At 61.6% G+C, this 20,869-nt stretch carries 21 protein-coding genes, 2 tRNA genes and 1 riboswitch; of the genes, 11 read left to right on the top strand and 12 right to left on the bottom strand.

Annotation, left to right across the window (positions count from 1 at the left end; translation table 11 throughout):
• Position 1 precedes the first annotated feature (1 nt).
• The 3 genes from pstB to phoB are packed head-to-tail and all read left to right on the top strand — an operon-like array spanning position 2 to position 2,294.
• Positions 2–817: a phosphate ABC transporter ATP-binding protein PstB gene (gene pstB, locus D460_RS0109480; protein WP_018898305.1), complete on the top strand. Its 816-nt coding sequence runs from the start codon at positions 2–4 to the stop codon at positions 815–817.
• Positions 818–860: 43 nt separating this feature from the next.
• Complete coding sequence (gene phoU / locus D460_RS0109485; RefSeq protein ID WP_018898306.1) at positions 861–1,574, top strand: phosphate signaling complex protein PhoU; 714 nt, start codon at positions 861–863, stop codon at positions 1,572–1,574.
• Positions 1,575–1,610: 36 nt separating this feature from the next.
• Positions 1,611–2,294, top strand: a complete 684-nt coding sequence (gene phoB, locus D460_RS0109490) for a phosphate regulon transcriptional regulator PhoB (protein ID WP_018898307.1) — start codon at positions 1,611–1,613, stop codon at positions 2,292–2,294.
• A gap of 82 nt (positions 2,295–2,376) precedes the next feature.
• Here phoB and D460_RS0109495 read toward each other — a convergent pair whose 3' ends face one another.
• Positions 2,377–2,922, bottom strand: coding sequence for a GcrA family cell cycle regulator (locus D460_RS0109495; protein WP_018898308.1), 546 nt, complete (start codon positions 2,920–2,922; stop codon positions 2,377–2,379).
• 427 nt (positions 2,923–3,349) lie between these two features.
• Here D460_RS0109495 and D460_RS0109500 point away from each other — a divergent pair, with 427 nt between their 5' ends.
• From D460_RS0109500 to D460_RS0109510, 3 genes are all read left to right on the top strand, one after another.
• The gene (locus tag D460_RS0109500; protein WP_018898309.1) at positions 3,350–4,546 is read left to right on the top strand and encodes an aspartate aminotransferase family protein; all 1,197 of its coding nucleotides are present in this window, start codon (positions 3,350–3,352) and stop codon (positions 4,544–4,546) included.
• Positions 4,547–4,593: 47 nt separating this feature from the next.
• Entirely contained in the window at positions 4,594–5,511 is a 918-nt protein-coding gene (gene argF / locus D460_RS0109505) for an ornithine carbamoyltransferase (protein ID WP_026282967.1), read from the top strand.
• Positions 5,512–5,603: 92 nt separating this feature from the next.
• Positions 5,604–6,599: an Hsp33 family molecular chaperone gene (locus D460_RS0109510; protein WP_018898311.1), complete on the top strand. Its 996-nt coding sequence runs from the start codon at positions 5,604–5,606 to the stop codon at positions 6,597–6,599.
• A 64-nt stretch (positions 6,600–6,663) separates the two neighbouring features.
• On the opposite strand, the gene apaG is transcribed toward D460_RS0109510, so the two are convergent.
• Positions 6,664–7,056, bottom strand: coding sequence for a Co2+/Mg2+ efflux protein ApaG (gene apaG / locus D460_RS0109515; RefSeq protein WP_026282968.1), 393 nt, complete (start codon positions 7,054–7,056; stop codon positions 6,664–6,666).
• Positions 7,057–7,263: 207 nt separating this feature from the next.
• Positions 7,264–8,448 carry an O-succinylhomoserine sulfhydrylase gene (locus tag D460_RS0109520; protein ID WP_018898313.1) on the bottom strand — a complete coding sequence of 395 codons (1,185 nt, stop codon included), beginning with the start codon at positions 8,446–8,448 and terminating at the stop codon, positions 7,264–7,266.
• Between the two features lie 44 nt (positions 8,449–8,492).
• Positions 8,493–8,571, bottom strand: a riboswitch (SAM riboswitch).
• Positions 8,572–8,644: 73 nt separating this feature from the next.
• Here D460_RS0109520 and D460_RS0109525 point away from each other — a divergent pair.
• Positions 8,645–9,739 (top strand): 2'-deoxycytidine 5'-triphosphate deaminase, encoded by a 1,095-nt coding sequence (locus D460_RS0109525; RefSeq protein WP_026282969.1) that lies wholly within the window; start codon positions 8,645–8,647, stop codon positions 9,737–9,739.
• 70 nt (positions 9,740–9,809) lie between these two features.
• Positions 9,810–9,883: transfer RNA gene (locus D460_RS0109530), tRNA-Gly, on the top strand.
• Between the two features lie 42 nt (positions 9,884–9,925).
• Here D460_RS0109530 and D460_RS35890 read toward each other — a convergent pair.
• On the bottom strand, positions 9,926–10,201 hold the full coding sequence (locus tag D460_RS35890; RefSeq protein ID WP_155947724.1) for a hypothetical protein: 276 nt from the start codon (positions 10,199–10,201) through the stop codon (positions 9,926–9,928).
• Positions 10,202–10,493: 292 nt separating this feature from the next.
• Positions 10,494–11,858 (bottom strand): ATP-binding protein, encoded by a 1,365-nt coding sequence (locus D460_RS0109540; protein ID WP_037111154.1) that lies wholly within the window; start codon positions 11,856–11,858, stop codon positions 10,494–10,496.
• A gap of 135 nt (positions 11,859–11,993) precedes the next feature.
• Here D460_RS0109540 and D460_RS35895 point away from each other — a divergent pair.
• Positions 11,994–12,093, top strand: a tRNA-Gly gene (locus D460_RS35895).
• Positions 12,094–12,305: 212 nt separating this feature from the next.
• The gene (locus D460_RS0109545) at positions 12,306–12,494 is read left to right on the top strand and encodes a hypothetical protein (RefSeq protein ID WP_018898317.1); all 189 of its coding nucleotides are present in this window, start codon (positions 12,306–12,308) and stop codon (positions 12,492–12,494) included.
• Between the two features lie 97 nt (positions 12,495–12,591).
• On the opposite strand, the gene D460_RS0109550 is transcribed toward D460_RS0109545, so the two are convergent.
• Together D460_RS0109550 and D460_RS0109555 are read right to left on the bottom strand one after the other, a co-directional pair.
• A complete protein-coding gene (locus D460_RS0109550; RefSeq protein ID WP_026282971.1) occupies positions 12,592–14,604 on the bottom strand; it encodes a methyl-accepting chemotaxis protein in 2,013 nt (670 codons plus the stop codon).
• A 232-nt stretch (positions 14,605–14,836) separates the two neighbouring features.
• Positions 14,837–16,771 carry a glycosyltransferase family 2 protein gene (locus D460_RS0109555; RefSeq protein ID WP_081619890.1) on the bottom strand — a complete coding sequence of 645 codons (1,935 nt, stop codon included), beginning with the start codon at positions 16,769–16,771 and terminating at the stop codon, positions 14,837–14,839.
• Between the two features lie 53 nt (positions 16,772–16,824).
• Here D460_RS0109555 and D460_RS0109560 point away from each other — a divergent pair, with 53 nt between their 5' ends.
• Positions 16,825–17,700, top strand: coding sequence for a transporter substrate-binding domain-containing protein (locus tag D460_RS0109560; protein WP_026282972.1), 876 nt, complete (start codon positions 16,825–16,827; stop codon positions 17,698–17,700).
• Positions 17,701–17,705: 5 nt separating this feature from the next.
• On the opposite strand, the gene D460_RS0109565 is transcribed toward D460_RS0109560, so the two are convergent.
• The 5 genes from D460_RS0109565 to D460_RS0109585 all read right to left on the bottom strand — a co-directional run bounded on the left by D460_RS0109565 (position 17,706) and on the right by D460_RS0109585 (position 20,832).
• A complete protein-coding gene (locus D460_RS0109565; RefSeq protein ID WP_018898321.1) occupies positions 17,706–18,119 on the bottom strand; it encodes a tellurite resistance TerB family protein in 414 nt (137 codons plus the stop codon).
• Between the two features lie 53 nt (positions 18,120–18,172).
• On the bottom strand, positions 18,173–18,913 hold the full coding sequence (locus D460_RS0109570) for a hypothetical protein (RefSeq protein ID WP_018898322.1): 741 nt from the start codon (positions 18,911–18,913) through the stop codon (positions 18,173–18,175).
• A gap of 11 nt (positions 18,914–18,924) precedes the next feature.
• Positions 18,925–19,590 (bottom strand): helix-turn-helix transcriptional regulator, encoded by a 666-nt coding sequence (locus tag D460_RS0109575; RefSeq protein ID WP_018898323.1) that lies wholly within the window; start codon positions 19,588–19,590, stop codon positions 18,925–18,927.
• 104 nt (positions 19,591–19,694) lie between these two features.
• Entirely contained in the window at positions 19,695–20,342 is a 648-nt protein-coding gene (locus tag D460_RS0109580; protein ID WP_018898324.1) for a response regulator transcription factor, read from the bottom strand.
• Positions 20,343–20,433: 91 nt separating this feature from the next.
• Entirely contained in the window at positions 20,434–20,832 is a 399-nt protein-coding gene (locus tag D460_RS0109585) for a hypothetical protein (RefSeq protein WP_018898325.1), read from the bottom strand.
• Positions 20,833–20,869: the final 37 nt, after the last annotated feature.

Genomic DNA, 20,869 nt, shown 5'->3' on the forward strand with positions numbered 1-20,869 from the left:
CATGAACATGTTGACGGAAGCAGCAGTTGAGAAGGCGCTAGACCAGAAGATGAATACCATTCCGTATAAAATGATCGGCCAGGACGTCTCGGTTTACTACGGCGAGAAGCGTGCGCTTTTCGACGTGAAGCTGAACATCCGCGAAAACACCGTGACGGCTCTCATCGGTCCGTCGGGCTGCGGCAAGTCCACCTTCCTGCGCAGCCTGAACCGCATGAACGACACGATCGACAATTGCCGCGTCACCGGCAAGATCACGCTCGATGGCGATGATATCTACGATCCGGATATCGACGTCGTTGAACTGCGCGCCCGCGTCGGCATGGTGTTCCAGAAGCCGAACCCGTTCCCGAAGTCGATCTACGAAAACGTCGCCTACGGTCCGCGCATCCACGGTCTCGCCAAGGCGAAGGCCGACATGGACGTCATCGTCGAGCAGAGCCTGCAGCGCGCCGGCCTGTGGAACGAGGTCAAGGACCGCGTGCACGAAGGCGGCACCGGCCTCTCGGGTGGTCAGCAGCAGCGTCTGTGCATCGCCCGCGCGATTGCCGTCAGCCCCGAAGTCATCCTCATGGACGAACCCTGCTCGGCGCTCGACCCGATCGCGACCGCCAAGGTCGAGGAGCTCATCCACGAGCTGCGCGAAGCCTACACGATCGTCATCGTCACGCACTCGATGCAGCAGGCAGCCCGCGTTTCGCAGCGCACCGCCATGTTCCACCTTGGCAACCTCGTCGAGGAGAACGATACCGACAAGATGTTCACCAACCCGGATGATCCGCGCACCCAGGATTACATCATGGGCCGCTTCGGTTGATCTCCGAAACCGGTAAACCTCAGGACATTCAAGGATAAGCCCCATGGCATCGACACATATCTATTCCGCCTATGACGATGATCTCAAGTTCCTGACGCGCCGCATTTCCGAAATGGGCGGCCTCGCGGAACAGATGGTCGGCGACGCTGTTCGCGCGCTCGTCAACGGCGACACTTCGCTCGCCCAGAAGGTCATCTCCGACGACGTGATCCTCGATCACGCTGAGCGCGAGATTGGCGAAAAGGCGATCATCACCATCGCCCGCCGTCAGCCGATGGCCGCCGACCTTCGCGAAATCATGGGCTCGATCCGCATCGCGGCCGATCTCGAGCGCGTCGGCGATCTCGGCAAGAACACCGCCAAGCGCGTCATCGCCGTTCAGAGCACTGGCGTTCCGCGCAAGCTCGCCCGTGGCCTCGAGCATCTCTCCGAACTGGCGCTCGTCCAGCTCAAGGAAGTTCTCGACGTCTACACCAGCCGCGTTGCCGACCGCGCCAAGTCGATCCGCGAGCGCGACGAGGAAATCGACGCGATGTACACCTCGCTGTTCCGCGAGATGCTGACCTACATGATGGAAGATCCGCGCAACATCACCAGCTGCACGCATCTCCTGTTCTGCGCCAAGAACATCGAGCGCATCGGCGACCACGCCACCAACATCGCAGAGACCATCTACTACATGGCTACCGGCGCCCAGCCGGAAGGCGAGCGTCCGAAGGACGACACCGCCAACACCGTCGGCGCGGTCACGGAATAAGCGTTCCGGACCCACGCCCCCAGGAGACCGAGACGAATGATCCCAAGAGTAGCAGTCGTTGAAGACGAAGAAGCACTGAGCGTGCTTCTTCGCTATAACCTCGAGGCCGAAGGCTTCGAAGTCGATACCATCCTTCGCGGTGACGAGGCCGAAATCCGGCTGCAGGAACGCACGCCGGACCTGTTGATCCTCGATTGGATGCTGCCCGGCGTATCCGGCATCGAGCTGTGCCGTCGCCTGCGCATGCGCCCGGAGACGGAGCGCCTGCCGATCATCATGCTGACCGCCCGTGGCGAGGAAAGTGAACGCGTTCGCGGCCTGTCGACCGGCGCCGACGATTATGTCGTCAAGCCGTTCTCGACGCCTGAGCTCGTTGCCCGCGTCAAGGCGATGCTGCGTCGTGCCAAGCCGGAAGTTCTCTCCTCGCTGCTGAAGTGCGGCGATATCGAGCTCGATCGCGAAACCCACCGCGTTCACCGCAAGAGCCGCGAAGTGCGCCTCGGACCGACCGAATTCCGCCTCCTGGAGTTCCTGATGTCGTCGCCAGGCCGTGTCTTCTCCCGCTCGCAGCTGCTCGATGGCGTCTGGGGCCATGACATCTATGTCGACGAGCGCACGGTCGACGTGCACGTTGGCCGCCTGCGCAAGGCGCTCAACTTCTCGAACATGCAGGATGTCATCCGCACCGTTCGCGGCGCTGGTTATTCGATGGAAGCGTAAGGCGCTTCCATTTCATCTGATCCAACGAAAAACGGGCCCCGCGAGGGCCCGTTTTCTTGTGTTCCTTATCCGGCTTTCCGGGTCATGCGACCCGGTTGGCTGCCTTGCGGCGCTCGTTGACCGGCTGGTAGGCCATGCGCTGGTGGTAGGTGCAATATGGCGAGTTGTCGGGGGACTCGCAGCCGCAGAAGTGGAAATCGTCAGTCAGCGGATCGCCGACCGGCCACTTGCACGTACGCTCGGTCAGTTCCGTGAGGCCGAGGCGGCGCGAGATCGGAACGACAACGTTGGAGGCCGGACGGTAACGGACTTCCTCGATCGCATCGATATCCATCTCTTCCTTGAGAGCCACTGCGCCCTGCGGGCGGGCAACGGCGCGGCTTGGCGAGATGCGTGCGGAATTGAAGTTGCTGGCGGGGCGGGGCGTCGAAACCGCCGGGCGCTTCGGCGCTCTGGTCGCCGTCGTCGTGCCGCCGGCCTTGGCGCGGCCAGGCAGGTTCAGACGGTGGACCTTGCCGATGACAGCGTTGCGGCTTACACCGCCAAGTTGTGCCGCAATCTGGCTGGCGCTCAGGCCCTCAGCCCAAAGCTTCTTCAGTCTTTCAACGCGCTCGTCTGTCCAGTTCATGCCCTGTCTCCGCCTTATTGCGTTGGTGTAGGCAGAATCCTTCACCCATGGCACGGACGTGTCCGGACCAAGAAACGCTTGCTCGATTTTGGTGACTAGTTCCGCCGCATGCAGTCTAGTAATTGAGTTTTAACCTAGAGTGAGGGCGACTCCGTGACAAGAGTCGGTTGAATCGCGGCGAATCGATTTCTCGGTTTTCCCCAACTTGCTGGGTGGTAGAGTCATTTCTGCAACATTAGCTGTTGATAGCTCGCCGGCGCCCCGATGCTTGCTTGACGCATGCGACAAAAGCTCAGTTTTGTTGACATCGCACTGCGAAAAGACAATAGTGCCCCTCGCCGCCGAAAGGCGGCATTTTTCATTTCCGGGCACCCGCTTTTTAGCCGGAGTCCGGGCCTTTGTTGAGCGAATGACAGGAGATCGCGCCATGGCTGAAGCCGCGCCGCTTTATGATACCTACTCTCGTGCCCCGCTGCGGTTCGAGCGAGGAGAGGGCGTGTGGCTGATCACCGAAACTGGCGAGCGATATCTCGATTTCGGCGCGGGCGTTGCCGTGACCTCCGTTGGCCATAGCCACCCGCACGTCGTCGGCGCGCTGAAGGATCAGGCCGAGAAGGTTTGGCACCTTTCCAACATTTACGAGATCCCCGGCCAGGAGCGCTTCGCCAAGCGGCTGACCGATGCAACCTTCGCGGATAAGGTGTTCTTCACCAATTCCGGCGCCGAGGCGCTGGAATGCGCGATCAAGACCGCGCGCCGCTACCAGTATTCGAAGGGCCATCCCGAGCGCTTCCACATCATCACCTTCGAAGGCGCCTTCCACGGCCGCACGTTGGCGACGATCGCCGCCGGCGGCCAGGAAAAGTATCTCGAAGGCTTCGGCCCCAAGATGCCCGGTTTTGACCAGGTTCCCTTCGGCGATATCGAAGCCGTCCGTGCCGCCATCACCGATGCCACGGCCGGTATCTTGCTTGAGCCGGTACAGGGCGAGGGCGGTATCCGCCCGGCAACCACGGAATTCATGAAGGCGCTGCGCGAGCTCTGCGACGAAAACGGCCTGCTTCTTATCCTCGATGAGGTTCAGTCCGGCGTCGGCCGCACCGGCAAGCTCTTCGCGCATGAATGGTCCGGCGTGACGCCCGACATCATGGCTGTCGCCAAGGGCATCGGCGGCGGCTTCCCGCTCGGCGCCTGCCTGGCAACGGCTGAAGCGGCTTCCGGCATGAAGGCCGGCACCCATGGTTCGACCTATGGCGGCAACCCGCTCGCCATGGCCGTCGGCAATGCCGTGCTCGATGTCATCCTGGAGGAAGGCTTCCTGCGCCACGTCAACGACGTCGCGCTCGTCTTCCGTCAGGGCCTTGCATCGCTGAAGGATCGCTTCCCCGATGTGATCGAGGACATCCGCGGCGAAGGCCTGATGCTCGGCGTCAAGGCGGCGGTTCCGTCAACTGAGCTGTTGCAGGCCATCCGCGCTGCCAACCTGCTGGCCATTCCGGCCGGCGACAATGTCATCCGTTTGTTGCCCCCGCTCGTCGTCACCGCTGACGAAGCCCGCGAAGGCCTCGCGCGCCTCGAGCGCGCCGCCGAGGGCGTGCGCGCCAAGGCAAAGAAGACGGCTTGAATGGATGAATGCCCTGCCGGATGGCGGGCGTAACAGGTTAAAGACAGATGGCTTCCCCAAAACACTTTCTCGATCTCTCCGCGGTAACCTCCTCTGACCTCAGGGTCATCATGGACGACGCCAAGACCCGCAAGCAGGCCTTCAAGGCCGGCCAGGGCGACAAGCCGCTGGCAGGCAAGATGCTGGCGATGATCTTCGAAAAGCCCTCGACCCGCACCCGCGTCTCCTTCGACGTCGGTATGCGCCAGCTCGGCGGCGAGACGCTGTTCCTTTCGGGCACCGAAATGCAGCTCGGCCGCGCCGAGACCATCGGCGACACCGCCAAGGTCCTGTCGCGCTATGTCGATGCGATCATGATCCGCACCACCGACCATGCGCGCATGCTGGAGCTCGCCGAACACGCGACGGTTCCCGTCATCAACGCCCTGACGGATGACACCCATCCCTGCCAGATCATGGCCGATATCATGACCTTCGAAGAGCATCGCGGCCCGATCAAGGGCAAGACGATCGCCTGGATGGGCGATGGCAACAACGTGCTGCATTCGCTGGTCGAGGGCGCTGCCCGTTTCGGCTATCGCATGAACATGGCGGTACCCCTTGGTTCCGAGCCGAAGGATCACTATCTGAACTGGGCCCGCAATGAGGGCGCCGAGATCATGCTCAGCCATGATGCAGACCGTGCGGTCGCCGGCGCCGATTGCGTGGTGACCGATACCTGGGTCTCCATGAATCAGGAACATCGGGCCCGGGGTCACAACGTCTTCCAGCCTTATCAGGTCAATTCGGCTTTGATGGCACAGGCCGACAAGGATGCATTGTTCATGCATTGCCTGCCGGCCCATCGTGGTGAGGAAGTTACCGACGAAGTGATCGACGGCCCGCAATCCGTGGTCTTCGATGAAGCGGAAAACCGTCTTCATGCGCAGAAGTCGATTCTTGCTTGGTGCCTGGGCGCGATCTGAACCATACTGGAGGCCACATCGGGCCGGACAGGCCCGTGGCCGCGCTGGCGGATGGACGGGCTCGTCCGCTGCCCTCAGACTAGGAGAAGACCATGGCAGAAGCTGCAGCCACCCTCGGCGAATTCGATTTCGCCGGTGATGATCATGTCGTTCCGTTTCAGGTGGAAGGCCTGGATGTGCGCGGTCGCGCCGTCCAGCTCGGCCCGATGCTGGATGCGATCCTCGATCGCCACAATTATCCCGCACCCGTCGCCCGCCTGCTGGCCGAGGTCATCGCGCTGACGGTGCTGCTTGGCACGTCGCTGAAGTTCGAAGGCAAGTTCACGGTCCAGACCAAGAGCGACGGCCCGGTCGATCTGCTTGTCGCCGACTTCTCGACGCCAGAGAACGTGCGCGCCTATGCCCGCTTCGACCAGACGCTTCTGGACGAGGCGGTCGCCGCTGGCCGCGCCGAGCCCGAGCAGCTGCTCGGCAAGGGCATGCTGGCGTTCACCATCGACCAGGGCAAGTTCAGCCAGCCTTACCAGGGCATCGTCGCGCTCGACGGCGCCACGCTGGAAGACATTGCCGGCACCTACTTCCGCCAGTCGGAGCAGATCCCGACGCGCGTGCGCCTCGCTGCCGCCGAACTGCTGGATCGCGACGAAGCGGGTAAGCCGCGTCATCGCTGGCGGGCAGGGGGCCTCGTTGCCCAGTTCCTGCCGGAAGCGCCCGAGCGCATGCGCCAGGCCGACCTGCACGGCGGCGATGGCGATGAAGGTACCGTCCAGCATGCGGAAGACGATGCCTGGGCCGAAGCGCGTTCGCTGGTGGAGACCATCGACGCCGATGAGCTGACGGATCCGCAGGTCGGCGTCGAGCGCCTGCTGTTCCGGCTGTTCCACGAGCGCGGCGTGCGCGTTTACGAGCCGCGCGAGGTGTTCGATCGCTGCTCTTGCTCGCGCGAGAAGATCAAGGGCGTGCTGAAGGGCTTCTCCGCCGAGGAGATCGAGGCGAGCCAGGAAGAGGGCAAGATCGCGGTCACCTGCGAATTCTGCTCGACGACCTATCGTTTCGAGGCCGAAGAGCTCGCGCAGGCGGCTGAGTAACCTGAAGCATGTCGCGCAAAAGGGCGCAGCGGTTTTGCGGCACCGACATGCGACAAGACAAAGGTTAGTTCAGCACTCTGAGCAGGCCGGGTGAATCGAGAGAGAAGGCGGGGATTTCCACCTGGAAGACCTCGCCTTTGTCGGTTTCCATCTGGTAGTGGCCGAACATCAGGCCCGATGGCGTATCGAGCGGGCAGCCCGATGAATATTCGTAGGTATCACCGGGGCTAAGCGTCGGCTGTTCGCCGACGACGCCCGCGCCGCTCACTTCATCGACGACGCCGTTCTGATCGGTGATGTTCCAGTAGCGGTTGACGAGGCGTACAGTGAGGTCGGAATTATTGCTGATGACGATGCGGTAGCCCCACACATAGCGGTCGTCGTCCGGGTCGGATTGCTCCTCCAGGTAAAAGGGCTCGACCACCACTTCAATATCTCGTGTCAGGGCGCGGTACATGCCTACACCATAATAAGAATACCTTACTGGTATCTTATAAGAGGTGCGGCAGGTCAATAAACCAGGCCGGAATCCGCAATCAATTGGCTGTAAGCGCGAAAAATTCGCGCGTTAAGACTAATGCAACTCCCGCTCAGCGCGAGTAAATTGCAGGAATGCGCGTTTAAATGCCGGTCGGGCCATGTCGACCCGACCGGCTATTCTTGATCAGGCCTTGATCTTGGAGAGCGCCTGCGCGAAATCCTCGATCAGGTCGTCGGTATCCTCGATACCAGCAGACAGGCGCACGGTGCCGGGCGAGATGCCGAGTTCGGCGCGGGCCTCGTCCGTCAGGTTCTTGTGCGTGGTCGTCGCCGGATGCGTGATCAGGCTCTTCGCGTCGCCGAGATTGTTGGAGATCTTGACGATCTCAAGCGCGTTCTGCAGCGCGAACGCCGCTTCCTTTCCGCCCTTGAGTTCGATCGCCACCAGCGTCGAGCCGCCCTTCATTTGGCTAGCGACGATATCGGCCTGCGGATGGTCCTTGCGGCCGGGATAGATCACCTTGGCGACCTGCTTCTGCTCGGCCAGGAAGTCGGCGATCTTGCCGGCGTTCTCGGTCTGCTGCTTGACGCGCAGCGGCAGCGTCTCGAGACCCTTGAGCAGCGTCCACGCCGTGAACGGCGACATGGCCGGACCGGTGTGGCGATAATAGTCCTGCAGATGCTCGTTGACCCACTCCGTATCCGAGAGGATCACGCCGCCGAGGCTGCGGCCCTGGCCGTCGATATGCTTGGTCGCGGAATAGACGACGATATGGGCGCCGAGTTCCAGCGGCTTCTGGAAGATCGGCGTCGCGAAAACGTTGTCGACCACAACCTTGGCGCCGACCTGGTTGGCGAGCTTGGCAACGCCGGCGATATCGACCACTTCGAGGGTTGGGTTGGTTGGGCTTTCCAGGAAGAACACCTTGGTATTCGGGCGGATCGCCTTTTCCCAGTTCTCCAGATGGCGGCCGTCGACCAGTGTGCACTCGATGCCGTATTTCGGCGCCAGCGTTTCGACAACCCAGCGGCAGGAACCGAAGAGCGCGCGGGCGGCAACGATGTGATCGCCGGCCTTCACCTGGCAGAGGATGGCGGCGGCAACGGCTGCCATGCCCGATGCGGTGGCGCGGGCTTCTTCCGCACCTTCCATGGCGCACATGCGCTTTTCGAACATGTCATTGGTCGGGCTGCCGTAGCGGGCGTAGATATAGCCCTCGGTCTCGCCCTTGAAGCGCGCCTCGGCGGCTTCCGCGCTGTCGTAGACAAACCCTTGCGTGAGATAGATCGCCTCGGAGGTCTCGCTATACTGCGAGCGCAGCGTTCCGCCGTGGACCAGTTGGGTTGCCGGGCGCCAAGTCTTGCTCATGCCATCACCACTTTCAAACACAAAAAAACCGGCCGCGAATGCAGACCGGTTTCAACCCGGTCTATTTAGCCACTTGTTTAACGTGGCTGCAAGCCGACCGGCCAAATCACCACGGGATAAAGCTGCAATACTGCTGTTGCGCGCTTGCGTCAATTCCTCGATTTTGGTTTTGTCTGCGGCAAATTATGGATGGGGCATGATGGCTCGCGAAACAGGAATATTGGCAGACCGCGCGATTGCCGCGTTGTTCGAGACGGGACGCCTCGTCGCGGAGCGCGAGCTCGACAGCGACCAGATCCAGCCGGCGAGCCTTGATCTGCGTCTCGGCGCCAAGGCCTTCCGCGTCCGCGCCAGCTTCATGCCGGGTCCGAACAGCCTCGTGTCCGACAAGCTCGACCGTCTGAAGCTGCATGTCGTCGACCTCTCGGAAGGCGCGGTGCTCGAAACCGGCTGCGTCTACATCGTGCCCCTCATGGAGCGTCTCGATCTGCCGGCCGACATGTCGGCCTCGGCCAACCCGAAAAGCTCGACCGGCCGCCTCGATATCTTCACCCGCGTCATCACCGATTACGCGCAGGAATTCGACAAGATCCCGGCCGGCTATTCTGGCCCGCTCTATCTCGAAATCTCGCCGCGCACCTTCCCGATCGTCGTGCGTCGCGGCTCGCGCCTGTCGCAGATCCGCTTCCGCATCGGCCAGTCGCTGCTCGGCGAACCGGAACTGCTGGCGCTGCACGATGCCGAAACGCTGGTCGCAAGCACAAAGCCGAACGTCTCGGGCGGCGGCATTGCGCTGTCGATCGATCTCGCCGGCGACAAGGATGGCCTGATCGGCTATCGCGGCAAGCACCACACGGCTGTCGTCGATGTCGACAAGAAGGCCCAGCACGACATCTTCGATTTCTGGGAGCCGATCTACAGCCGTGGTCGCAACGAACTGATCCTCGATCCCGATGAGTTCTACATCCTCGTATCGCGCGAAGCCGTCCACGTGCCCCCGCATTACGCCGCCGAAATGACGCCATTCGATCCGCTGGTCGGCGAATTCCGCGTCCACTACGCCGGCTTCTTCGACCCCGGCTTCGGCCACGCGCCCGCCGGCGGCCGCGGAAGCCGCGCCGTCCTCGAAGTCCGCAGCCACGAGGTCCCCTTCATCCTCGAAGACGGCCAGATCGTCGGCCGCCTGGTCTACGAGCACATGCAGGAACACCCCGAAAGCCTCTACGGCACCGGCCTCGGCTCCAACTACCAGGCCCAGGGCCTCAAGCTCTCCAAGCACTTCCGGATCTGAGCAGCCTCACCCGCAAGTGCTTCAAGGCCGCTTGACACCGATCGTCATCTGTTGGAAATCTGCGCGTAACGCGGGTGTAGCTCAATGGTAGAGCAGCAGCTTCCCAAGCTGAATACGAGGGTTCGATTCCCTTCACCCGCTCCAGCGATTTCAATAGCTTAGGTATATCGGCGTTTCACCGCCGTGTCACTTGCACTTGGCGATGAGTGCGTCGGCAGCCTTGCGGCTGGCCTCAGGACCGTCGCCTTGGACGTACTTTTTTGTCATCTTCGTCGTCGTGTGGGTAGCGAGATCGCTAGCCATTTCGATAGAGCCCGTTGCTTGCACCGTCTCGGAAACGGCGCCAGCTCGGGTATCCATTGACCAGACGGTAGCAGGGACGCCAGCTGCGTCTCTCACTATCCGAAACTTGGCAGCATAACGGCTTTCCCAGTATGGCTTGCCATAGTCCTCGTCGATCACGACAGGGCCGATCTCTGGAACCGGCGCGAGTTGGCGCGATGATGAACACCGCGCGCCTGGGAGAAAACGCTCATGCGGCCTCCTCGGCGCAAACCGGGAGAGGAACACTCGCGGGCCAGTCGTGCGGCGCCATTGGTAGAGAGGTTCGTAGGGGTCGCTGCTCATCGCAACAGCTTAGCGTGTGACTCTACGCCCGAAAAGCAGAACGATCGCCAGACGTCGATTGTCGCCTCACCCGGCTTCAAGCCATTGGTAGCGCTGGATCGTGGCATTCCGGCATGGAGTCCCATATTCATTTCAGCAAGTCGGAAATTTTCAACGCCATCTGCTTCATAGGCTCGTAGTACTCGCCTCTTATAACCCTTTTCTCATCAAGCAGCCCTTTGACGGAGTTGGTGGCCTCGCGGGCCGGCTTTGTTCGCACATCTTTAGCCGGAATTGCCATAAAGTGAAATCTGGGGAAGCGATCGGCAAGCTTCGGCACCAGATCTTCCTTATCTCCATCCAAGATGCCAACGACTTTCTCGAAGCCTAAATCATCTAGGATTGAGGCGATCTTTTCCATTTTATCAGCGCCGCCGACACCCCATCCGAAGATCGCTCCACTCATGGCGACAGACAACTGGCCAAATACTTCGGGATAGAGAACCGCGTCCTCCTGGCCCTCGGTGAGAATGACGCCGTCTTCTTGGAAGAATAGCTCTCGCGCGCTCAGCCCGAGTACATGAGGATTGTTTATGTCTCTTATAAGCTTCGCGATAGCCGTTTTGGAAGCATTTGAAAGCTCATGGATCAACGTCCCTTCAGCCTCCTTGGTGGCGACTCGGACGAGATGCGCACCATTGCCCAGTGCGGCGAGATCGACGAAATAAGGCGAGTGGGTGGAAATAACAATCTGGCGATCCTTGGCGTATTCCGCCAGCATTCGCGCGACTCTCTTTTGCAAGCTTGGATGGAGCGACAGTTCAGGTTCGTCGATCACCACCATGCTGCCGGGATCGCTGTCATAAAGTGCATCTACAATGGCGAAAACACTGACGATACCTTCTCCAAGGCCATCACTCGTGTGGGAGTGCTTTCCGCTAACAAACTTCAGGAAATAGGCGCCTGTGTCATTGAGGTCGATTGACCATTTTGGCTCAAATCCAAGCACCTTCTTAAGCTCGTCATTGAAAGCGGCTTGATTACGTTCGATCTCGAAGAGACGCGATGAGAAGCTATCCAGTTGGCTAGACCTACTCGTTGGCAGGGGCGTGTTGTTAATATAGTTGGTTCGCGACATCTGGCCTTTGCCAAAGTGCGAATTGAACGCGCGGCGTGACTGCAGGATAAATGCCTGAAACTCGTCATCTCGTGGACTTCGGGAGGTTTCGCTTGAGCCGGCCCGAATTGACGATAACGTCTCTATCACACCGTTGATGGTCATCTTAATGGTGACCTTATCTAGCTCGGCATTCCTCATGCCGGTCGTGAAGCTTGGCGTGTTATGTCCGGCTCTCGCCCGCAGGCATTCGATGATCGACGATTTTCCAGAATTATTGGAGCCTGTAATGACGGTCAGGCCACTCCCAACTTGACCGGTTGGCTGCGCGAATTCCATTGATTTTTCTGTCGTAAAGCCACGGTAGCCTTCGACAGTCAGTCTCTCTAAACCCACGCTGCAATCCTCCATTGCCTAAGCTTAATCAAAATACTGTGCGTCAGCGATGAGTTGTATCCCTGATGTGAAGAATACTCTCAAGTGATATTTCCGAGTAATGCCCGTTTCAAAAACCTCGCCGGATTGTGTCCGGCGAGGTGATGTTTGAGTGAAACGCTGCGTTGAATTTGCTCAGGGTTCTCGAAGCTTCCCAAGCTGAATACGAGGGTTCGATTCCCTTTCACGCGCTCCATTCCCGTCAAAAAATACGTGATCTTCGGCGCTTATTCGCGTCCGGCACCCGTGCGTCAAGACCCGCATCAACGCTCGACATCCCACACCCTAACGCTTTCCGTGTACTTGACGAATCCCTAACGAACGTGGTTAATTTTTAACTATTCTCCGGTACATGGAACTTGGACGGCGCTCTGGCCGTTACTGGCGCACACGAGGAGGAATAGCGAAATGCTCTTGAAGATTTTCACCGCAAAGCGCGATGTCGTCGACGCCGATGACACCGGCACCTACGCGGATGGCTACCATATGCCGGAACTCGACGTTGCCGCATACAAGCGCAGCGACCGCCGCTCCTCCTACGAGCGCGACTATGGTCGTGGTCGCAAGGTTGAAGAAATTTCGCTCGGTCTCGTCTGAAAGATCGATCACATAGCGGATAAAGTCGGCATCTGCCGAAATGAAAATGGGCGGCCTTGAGCCGCCCATTTCATGTTTGCGAGAGCCTTGTCGCGGCTCAGAACTCCGTCCAGTCGTCATCCTTCTTGTCGGCGGAAGACGTGCCGCCGAAGGCGTTGGCGAGCTTCTGCCCGAGGGCGAGCGCCGGCGAGGAGGTCGGTCGCGTAACGCCTGAGGTGGCGATCCGCACCGGGGCCTTACGGGTCAAGACAGGCTTGGCCGGGCGCGGCGGCAGGGGCTCGTTGGCGTCTGGAACCACCCGTGGCGTGAACGCCACGGTGCTGCCGCCGGTGCCGGTCAGCTTGAACTGGTCGAGCAGGGTGTTGAGCGCCGCAGCCTCGGTCGCGAGCTTGTGGCTAGCGGCGGTGCTTTCTTCCACCATCGCGGCGTTCTGCTGCGTGCCCTGGTCCATCGTGTTGACCGCCGTGTTGATCTCCTGCAGCCCGATCGATTGCTCGCGTGCGGCTTCGGCGATCGCGTTGACGTGCTGGTTGATCTCCTGCACCTCATGCACGATCTCTTCGAGCGCCTTGCCGGTCTCGCCGACCAGCGATACGCCCGATTTCACCTGGTTGCCAGAAGTCAGGATCAGCGACTGGATTTCGCGTGCGGCATTGGCGGAACGCTGCGCGAGTTCGCGCACTTCTTGCGCGACAACAGCGAAGCCCTTGCCCGCTTCCCCGGCGCGCGCCGCTTCCACGCCGGCGTTCAGCGCCAGCAGGTTGGTTTGGAAGGCAATGTCGTCGATCACGCCGATGATGTTGCCGATCGATGCCGAGGACTGTTCGATCTGCTGCATGGCGTTGACCGCCTTGCGCACGACTTCGCCGGATCGCTCGGCGCTGTGGCGGGTTTTCGACACCAGCGTGCGTGCTTCTTCCGCCCGGCGCGCGGCATCCTTCACCGTGGTCGTGATCTCTTCCAGCGCGGCTGCCGTCTCTTCGACGGAGGCTGCCTGCTGCTCGGTGCGACGCGAGAGCTGGTCGGCAGACGCGCGGATCTCGCCGGCGCCGGCTGTGATCGCGCGGGCATTATCGCCCACGGTCTGCATCGTTTCGTTGAGCTTGAAGATCGAGTTGTTGAAGTCCTGGCGCAGGCTGTCCAGGCTGCCTTCAAACGGCGTGTTGATCTGCGAGATCAGGTCGCCGGCCGCAAGCTTGCGCAGGCCGTCGCCGAGCGCGCTGACGGTGCGCGAGAGATCGGCCGCCTCGGTGGCGCGCTGCGCTTCGATTTCGCGCCGCTCGCTATCGGTGAGATTGCGGTTGCGCTCCGCCTCGCGCTCGAGACGCACGCGCTCGATGGCGTTGTCGCGGAAGATCGAGACGGCAGCAGCCATCTCGCCCACTTCGTCCTGCCGGTCCATGCCGTCGACGGCGCTTGCCGTCTCGCCCTCGGCAAGCCGCGTCATGCGCTGGCGAAGCCGGGCCATCGGTGCCGCGATGCCGGCCTGCGCGATCCAGATGCTGAGCCCGATCGCGGCAAGCACGGCGAGCCCGATCAGCACGAAACAATAAAGGATGCGGCTGTTGACCGTGGCCGAAAGCGCATCGCCGCCATCGTTGAGCTGCGCCATCAGGGCATCATTGTTGGCGATCATCTTCGGCGTGACGATCGAGAGCTTGGCGTTGAGCTCGGCTGCCGTGGCCTGTGCACCTGCGCGGTCGCCGGCCTTGGCCTGATCGAACACCTTTTTCGAAAGCGCGTCCATCTCGTCGATGCCGGCAATGATCTCGTCGATCGCGGGCTTGCGGTTCGGCACGAGACCGGCTGCCTGCTGCAGACGCTCGCGCGCTTGCGGCATCTTGCTGGGGCTCGCGATCGCCGCATCGAAGTCGGGCGTGCCGGGGGTGAGGTCGGAGACGACGGTTGCCTGCAGAACGGCTGCGGTAGCAGACGCGCTGGCGCGCGAAGCCTGCATCGCCGCAAGCGCTTCATGGTCGATGAAGGCGCTATAGGCGGCATCGGCGCCGCGGAATTCCTCGATGACATAGACGAGACCGCCGATCGCGATGACGCCGAGAAGCGCAACGACCGAGATGATCTTGGTGCGGATTTTGAAGTTTTTCAGCATGAATGGGCCCATGGGCTGCGGCCAGGGGGATGGCCGGATACGATCGTTTTCAAGGACAGGCGTTTCGAAGGCAGAGCTGGCGCTTGTGGCGCCGTGGGGAGATGCCCGCTAAGGCTCGACAGGCGCATCATGCATTCGGTCGGGAACCGGTGTCGTCGAACGCGACTAGAATCCATATTGCTTAAGACGAAACTAACACATCCAGAGGTCCACAGAATTTAAGTGGATCGGCTCATTGTAAGGGCATGGAGGCCGCGCGCACCGGTTGCGAGGTTGGCAGGTGCGGGGTCTTGTCCCAGAAGAACGGCTTGAAATGCAGCTGGAAGACCGCGCGCCATGCGGCGCCCGATATCATCATCCAGTAGAGGGGCAGGGCGACCCAGCGCCAGCCGACCTTGCGCTTCTCGTCGCGCAGCATGGCGCGCCGGCCAAGCACCAGCAGGATGATATAGCTTCCCAGCATGTTGGCGACATCGATCAGAAACAGCAGCGCCTCGCCGGTGCCGGGTGCTGGGAAACCGAGCATCATGTAGCTGGCGGTGGTGAGGATCAGCATGACCATCCACGGATGCGTCAGCGAGGCGACGAGCATGCCGCCGATCAATATCTGAAAAACGAGGAGCGGCCAGATCCCCATCTCACGCACGAGCTTGCCGGGTGCGCGCATCATCACCAGCCACGTTTGCAGCCAGCCCTTGAACCACCGTGTTCGCTGGTTCAGCCAGACATCGCGCGTCGTCGGCGCATCCTCATAGGTCGGGCAGTCGATCACGCCGCAGCGATAGCCGAGCCTGTAGAGCCGCAAGCCGAGATCGGCATCCTCGGTCACATTATAGGGATCCCACCCGCCGCACGCCTTGAGATCGGCGACGCGCAGATGGTTGGACGTGCCGCCGAGCGGCATCGGCAATTGATGCTTTGCCAGCATCGGCAGCAACAGCCGAAACAGCGCCGCGTATTCGAGCGCGAAGGCGGCGCTGATCCATGAAATGCCGACATTGGAGATGATCAACGGCGCCTGCAGGCAGGCAACGTCATCGCGGCTGGCGCAGAAACTCGCATAGGCCGCGCGCAGCTGGTCCGGATGCGGCCTGTCCTCTGCGTCGTAGATCACGAGGAACTCGCCGCGCGCGGCGCTCAGCGCATAGTTCAGCGCCTTTGGTTTCGTTCTCGGATGGGAGACCGGCACCGCGACGATTTCGAATTGCGGGCCGAGGTCCTGTTTCTCGAGTGCCGCGATCGTCGCGTGGTCGTCGGCCTCGCAGATCAGCTTGATGTCGAGCTTGGCGATCGGCCAGTTGAGCTGCTTCAGCGCCGCGACAAGCTGGCCGGCGACCTCGGCCTCCTTGTAGAGCGCGACGAACACGGAATAGACCGGCAGCCGCTCCGTTGGTTGCGGCGTCGGTTGCGGGCCGCGGCGGTGGCTGAGCGCGCAGGCTCTGAGCAGGATCGCCGCCATGTAGATGAGCGACAGAGCGAGATGAACGATCGCGATCAGCGGCAGCTCGGAAAACGCCGCGAAGATAAGCGCGCAAAGGGCCGCGCCGGCGATGAACCCTTGCTTGCCCGAGAGCACGATGCGGGCGCTGAACCGCCCCTTGTCCTCGAATAACGTCCCGATGCTCTCCTTCACCCGTCGCTTGGCGCCGACCTGCCAGATGGCGTCGCGCATCGCGGTGGGCGTGGTGATGATGATCCGCTCGGCAAGCCCCGGCCGCGCCTCAATCGTCCGTGCCAGCGCCAGCAGGCGGCCAGCCTCGGGAATAATGGCGATCATCGCCTTGTCGGCATAGTTCAGCCGCACGGATCGCGTGTCCGCCAGCTGCGTGTCGAGCGCCTGGTCGTCATGGATCAGCGCCGGATCGAGCTGCGACAGGAATGGCAGGCGAAGCGCACGGGCAAGGCCGGCATAATAGCTCTCGGCGTCCACCCATCGGTTGGCCAGCAGTTCGCGCTCGATCGACGTGCCATTATGGCGGGCCATGGTCGCCGCGCGCGCGATCGTCGGCTTGCCGATGCCGAGGCGGAGCAGCGCTTCGATCTCGATCTGCCTGACATCATTGACCACGCTCGCCGGCACGACCGGCGAGAGCGGAGGTTTCGGTCGCTCCTGAAGCGTTGTTTGACGGGTGCTGATCCCGCCCGACGCATATTCCCCGATACGCATGACTCTGATACACCGTCGTTGAATTGGCAGTGCAGTCCCCGGGGCAGATCATAATGGTGCGATTTAAGCTGGCATCTCTCAATCCTAAGGGGTTTTGCAGCCTCTGGCTGTTTCTGGCCGCGTTTTGGCTACCTCTTTCGGCTGCGGCACAGCAGGCAGCGCCCTCTTTGCCGCTGTTGTTCGATAGCCGCGAGCGCCTCGCCAAGCCTGATCTGACAAGCCTCGTGCGTCTGCGTTTCCTGACTTCGGTTGATTTTCCGCCGTTCAATTTCATGGATCAGAACGGCAAGCTCTCGGGCTTCAATGTCGATCTCGCCCGCGAAATCTGCGCCGAGCTGGAGATATCCGACAAGTGCCAGATCCAGGCCTTGCCCTTCGGCGATCTCAAGGATGCGCTGGCCGCCTCGCAGGGCGATGCCGTGATCGCGGGGCTGGCCGTCGGCAGCGAGCTGCGCCGGCAGTTCTCCTTTTCGCGCCCTTATCTGATGCTGCCCGCCCGCTTTGCCCGCAATCTGAAGGCGCCGATCAAGGGCGAGAACGCCGCAAGCCTTGCCGATCGCTCCGTCGGCGTCGTCAAGGAAACCGCCCACGCCGCCATGCTCGCCGCCTATTTCCCCAGGGTCAAGGCGGTGCCGTTCGACAGCAAGGAGGCGCTGCTCGCAGCATTAAAGGATGGAAAGGTCGACGCTGTCTTCGCCGATTCGCTGCAGCTCTCATTCTGGGTGTCGTCGCAGGCGTCGGAGAAGTGCTGCGCCCTGTTCGACGGTCCCTATATGTCGGAAGAGTTTCTGGGCGAGGGCATGACGATCATGCTGCGGCAAAAGGACGAAGTCCTGCGCTCGGCCTTCGACCACGCGCTGGCTGCGCTTTCGCGCAGCGGTCGCCTGCAGGAAATCTACCTGCGCTACTTCCCCTACGGACTATACTAGGCGGGTTAAGCCTTGCGGAAACGAGCAATGGCGCTGCGCTCGATCGCGGCGCAGGTCAGCTTGTCGAGGCCGAGCCGGTCGCGCAGCAGGCTGAGCAGGCGCAGTTCCTCGGCCTTCACGGAAAGGTCGGCCGACGCGACTTCGACCGCCAGGGCATAGGCTGTGTCGTAAAGCTTCGGCGACAGCGTGTCCTTGACCGTCTCGAGAACGACATCGAGCCCCTCGGGACCGGACAGAAGTGCCGCGCAATCGCGGGCAACCGAGATCAGCTTGTCGTCGTCGAAGCCGCGGAAAACCGGCAAAAAGCCGATCAGCTGTCCGATACGTTCCAGCTCCCGATCATTCATCGTGCTGTCGACGGCGGATGCCATGACCATCACGTAGATCAACGCGTCGTGGGCGGAAAGCGGCTTGTTCATGTCTGCATGGTTCCTCTGCGATGTCTGCAGAGTTTAGGAACTGGCCACGCCCATTACAAGGGATCGCTCATATCTTGAGGCTGGGTCAGGTCGGGTGCATCAGTTGCGCCGGCCTGACGAGGATCCTGCCCGTAGATACCGTTTCCATCTTGCTTTGCCTTGGCACCGGCGTCCGCGAAGGCGGACCCCGCCGCCGCCTCTGCCCAGCCATTCTCGACCAGCCACTCGGAAAGATCCTGCGCACCGATCTTGCAACTTGCTGTCGCGGTGCCGCTCCAGTTGGGATCACTGAGATCGCAGTTAACGGTACGAAGCCGCAGGAAAAGCCGGAAATTGGTCTTCGCCAGCATCCCGCATGGCCATTCAGTGCCCCCGGCGCCGGCGCAGCTCTTGTCGACCGGTGTCGGCGTCAGCCCGGCCAGTTGCAGCCGCCTTTCGCCGAAGCCGAGAACACCGGCGCTTTCGGCCACGGGGCGCGGCAGGTCGATCCCTTTGTCGGTCACCACGACAGGCTTTTTCTCGGGCTCCGGCGCCTGTTCACGCTCCAATGGCTTGCCGTCGACCGAGGCCGGGTAGAACTGGCTGGCGTCATCCACCGGCCGGGCCATCATGCTCGCATCTGGGTTCGTTGTCGGCTGCGCGGGCGAGGGCGTTTGCTGCGCGGCCGCCCCTTGCGCCGATGCCGCGATCTCGCCCGCATCAGACGCACCGCTCAACCGATGCTCGCCTGCGGCGATCAGGCCGATAACGATCGCTATTCCCGCAGTCGCTGTCAGAAGTGCCGCAGGTCTCATGGAAGATTTTCCTACTGGCTGGCCCAGATGATCCGGGCGATCCAATCCACGTCGGTGAGTTCGATCGTGCGGTTCGGATGTTCGGGATTGAGTGACATGAGTTCGATGGAACGCGGGCTCTGGCGCATCAGCACCTTGGCCATCACCTCGCCCTCGCGGGTCTTCACCACGACGCGGTCGTTGCGGCGCACCTGCGCGCCCGGCTCGACGATCAGAACGTCGCCGTCGCGATAGAGCGGCATCATGCTTTCGCCCTGCACCTCGAGCGCATAGACGCCCGCCTTCTGAGACGGTGCGGCCGGAAATTCCACCACATCCCAGCCCTGTCCGGCCGGAAAGCCGCCATCGTCGAAAAACCCGCCAGCGCCCGCCTGCGCGAAGCCGAGCAGCGGGATGGAGCTCCCTTGCGGCGGAAACGCACCGTCAGGCAGCGTCGAGAAACTGCCCTGCGGCCGCATGAAGGACAGGAATTCCTCCATGCTGGACCGGGTCGCTTCCAGCACCTTGGCGATCGATTCCGTCGATGGCCAGCGCAAGCGCCCATCGGCGGAAAGACGTTTGGATTTGTTGAACGAGGTCGGGTCGAGGCCGGCGCGGCGGGCAAGCCCCGAGGGTGTCAGGTCGTGCCGTTCGGCAAGCCTGTCGAGCGCTCCCCAGATCTGCTCGTGTGACAGCATGTCGCCTGATCCCGTGCGCGCAACGGCGCTCCTTAATCGGCTGAAAGATTAACCGCAAGGCGGGCAGGAGTAAAGAGATAAGAGGAATAAAATCCTCTCTCCCGTCAAGCGACCATCGCCATGTTGATCTTGCCGAGCTGGATCACCGCCTGGGTGCGGCTGTCGACATTGAGCTTGAGGAGAATGGCCGAGACATGCGCCTTGATCGTCGCCTCGGAGACGCCGAGCTCATAGGCGATCTGCTTGTTGAGCAGGCCCTCGGCGAGCATCGTCAGCACCCGGCTCTGCTGCGGCGTCAGCGTGTGTAGCCGGTGGATGATGTCGGCCACATCGGGGTCCTGTTCCTGCCCATCGCGATAGCTCTCAGGCGTTGCGATGTCGCCCGCAAGCACCGTCTGTATGCCGAGGCGGATATCGTCGATCCCGGCGGATTTCGAGATGAAGCCGGAGGCGCCGAGCTCCAGCGAGCGACGGATCGTCGTCGCATCGTCGGACGCCGAAACGATCACGATCGGCAGGCCTGCAAATTCCGAGCGCAACGCCATTAGCCCGGAAAAGCCGCTCACCCCAGGCATAGCGAGGTCGAGCAGCATCAGATCGGCATCCGGATGATCGCCGACCGACTTTCGCGCGGCGGCGAAATCGCCGGCTTCGACGATATCGGGATGCCCCTCCATTCCGGTCACGGCCTGACGCAACGCATCGCGAAACAGCGGATGATCGTCGGCAATAATGATTGTCTGCTCATGCATCGAAAACTCCCTCCCAAGAGCCCGATCATGAAGTCCATGCACCGCCTTCCTCCACGGTTCATGCCTTCCTGCTAAAGCAGACTATAACAAATCATGTCTTTTGCGGAAGGGCGTTGCCCTGGTCCTCGCTCTGGAATTCCTTGACGATCCCCATGAAGCTGCGCATCCAGCGCTCCATGATGCCGATCGAGCGGTCGATCTCGGCATCCGATGGCAGCGCCTTGTTGACGACGCTCTTGTTCTCCAGCGCGGTCACCCGGTCCGACAGCCGGTCGAGTTCGCTTTCGTAAGCGGCGCGTTCGTCGGCAGCCATGCGGCAGACGAGCGCTCCGTCCTTCTCCTCGCAGAGCGACATGGCGCCGGTCTGGCGATCGAGCCGCACGAAATGGTCGCCGCTGCGCTCCAGTTGGAAGCGGCTTGCGTCCGGCTCTGCGGCGGAAGCGGCCAGCGGAATGAGGATGGCGACGAGGCTGAGCGTGATATTTTTCATGGTTTCCTCCGGAAATCTCGATGGCCACCGCATTTTT

Source organism: Rhizobium sp. 2MFCol3.1 (genome assembly GCF_000377565.1).
In the GTDB taxonomy this organism is placed as follows: domain Bacteria; phylum Pseudomonadota; class Alphaproteobacteria; order Rhizobiales; family Rhizobiaceae; genus Rhizobium.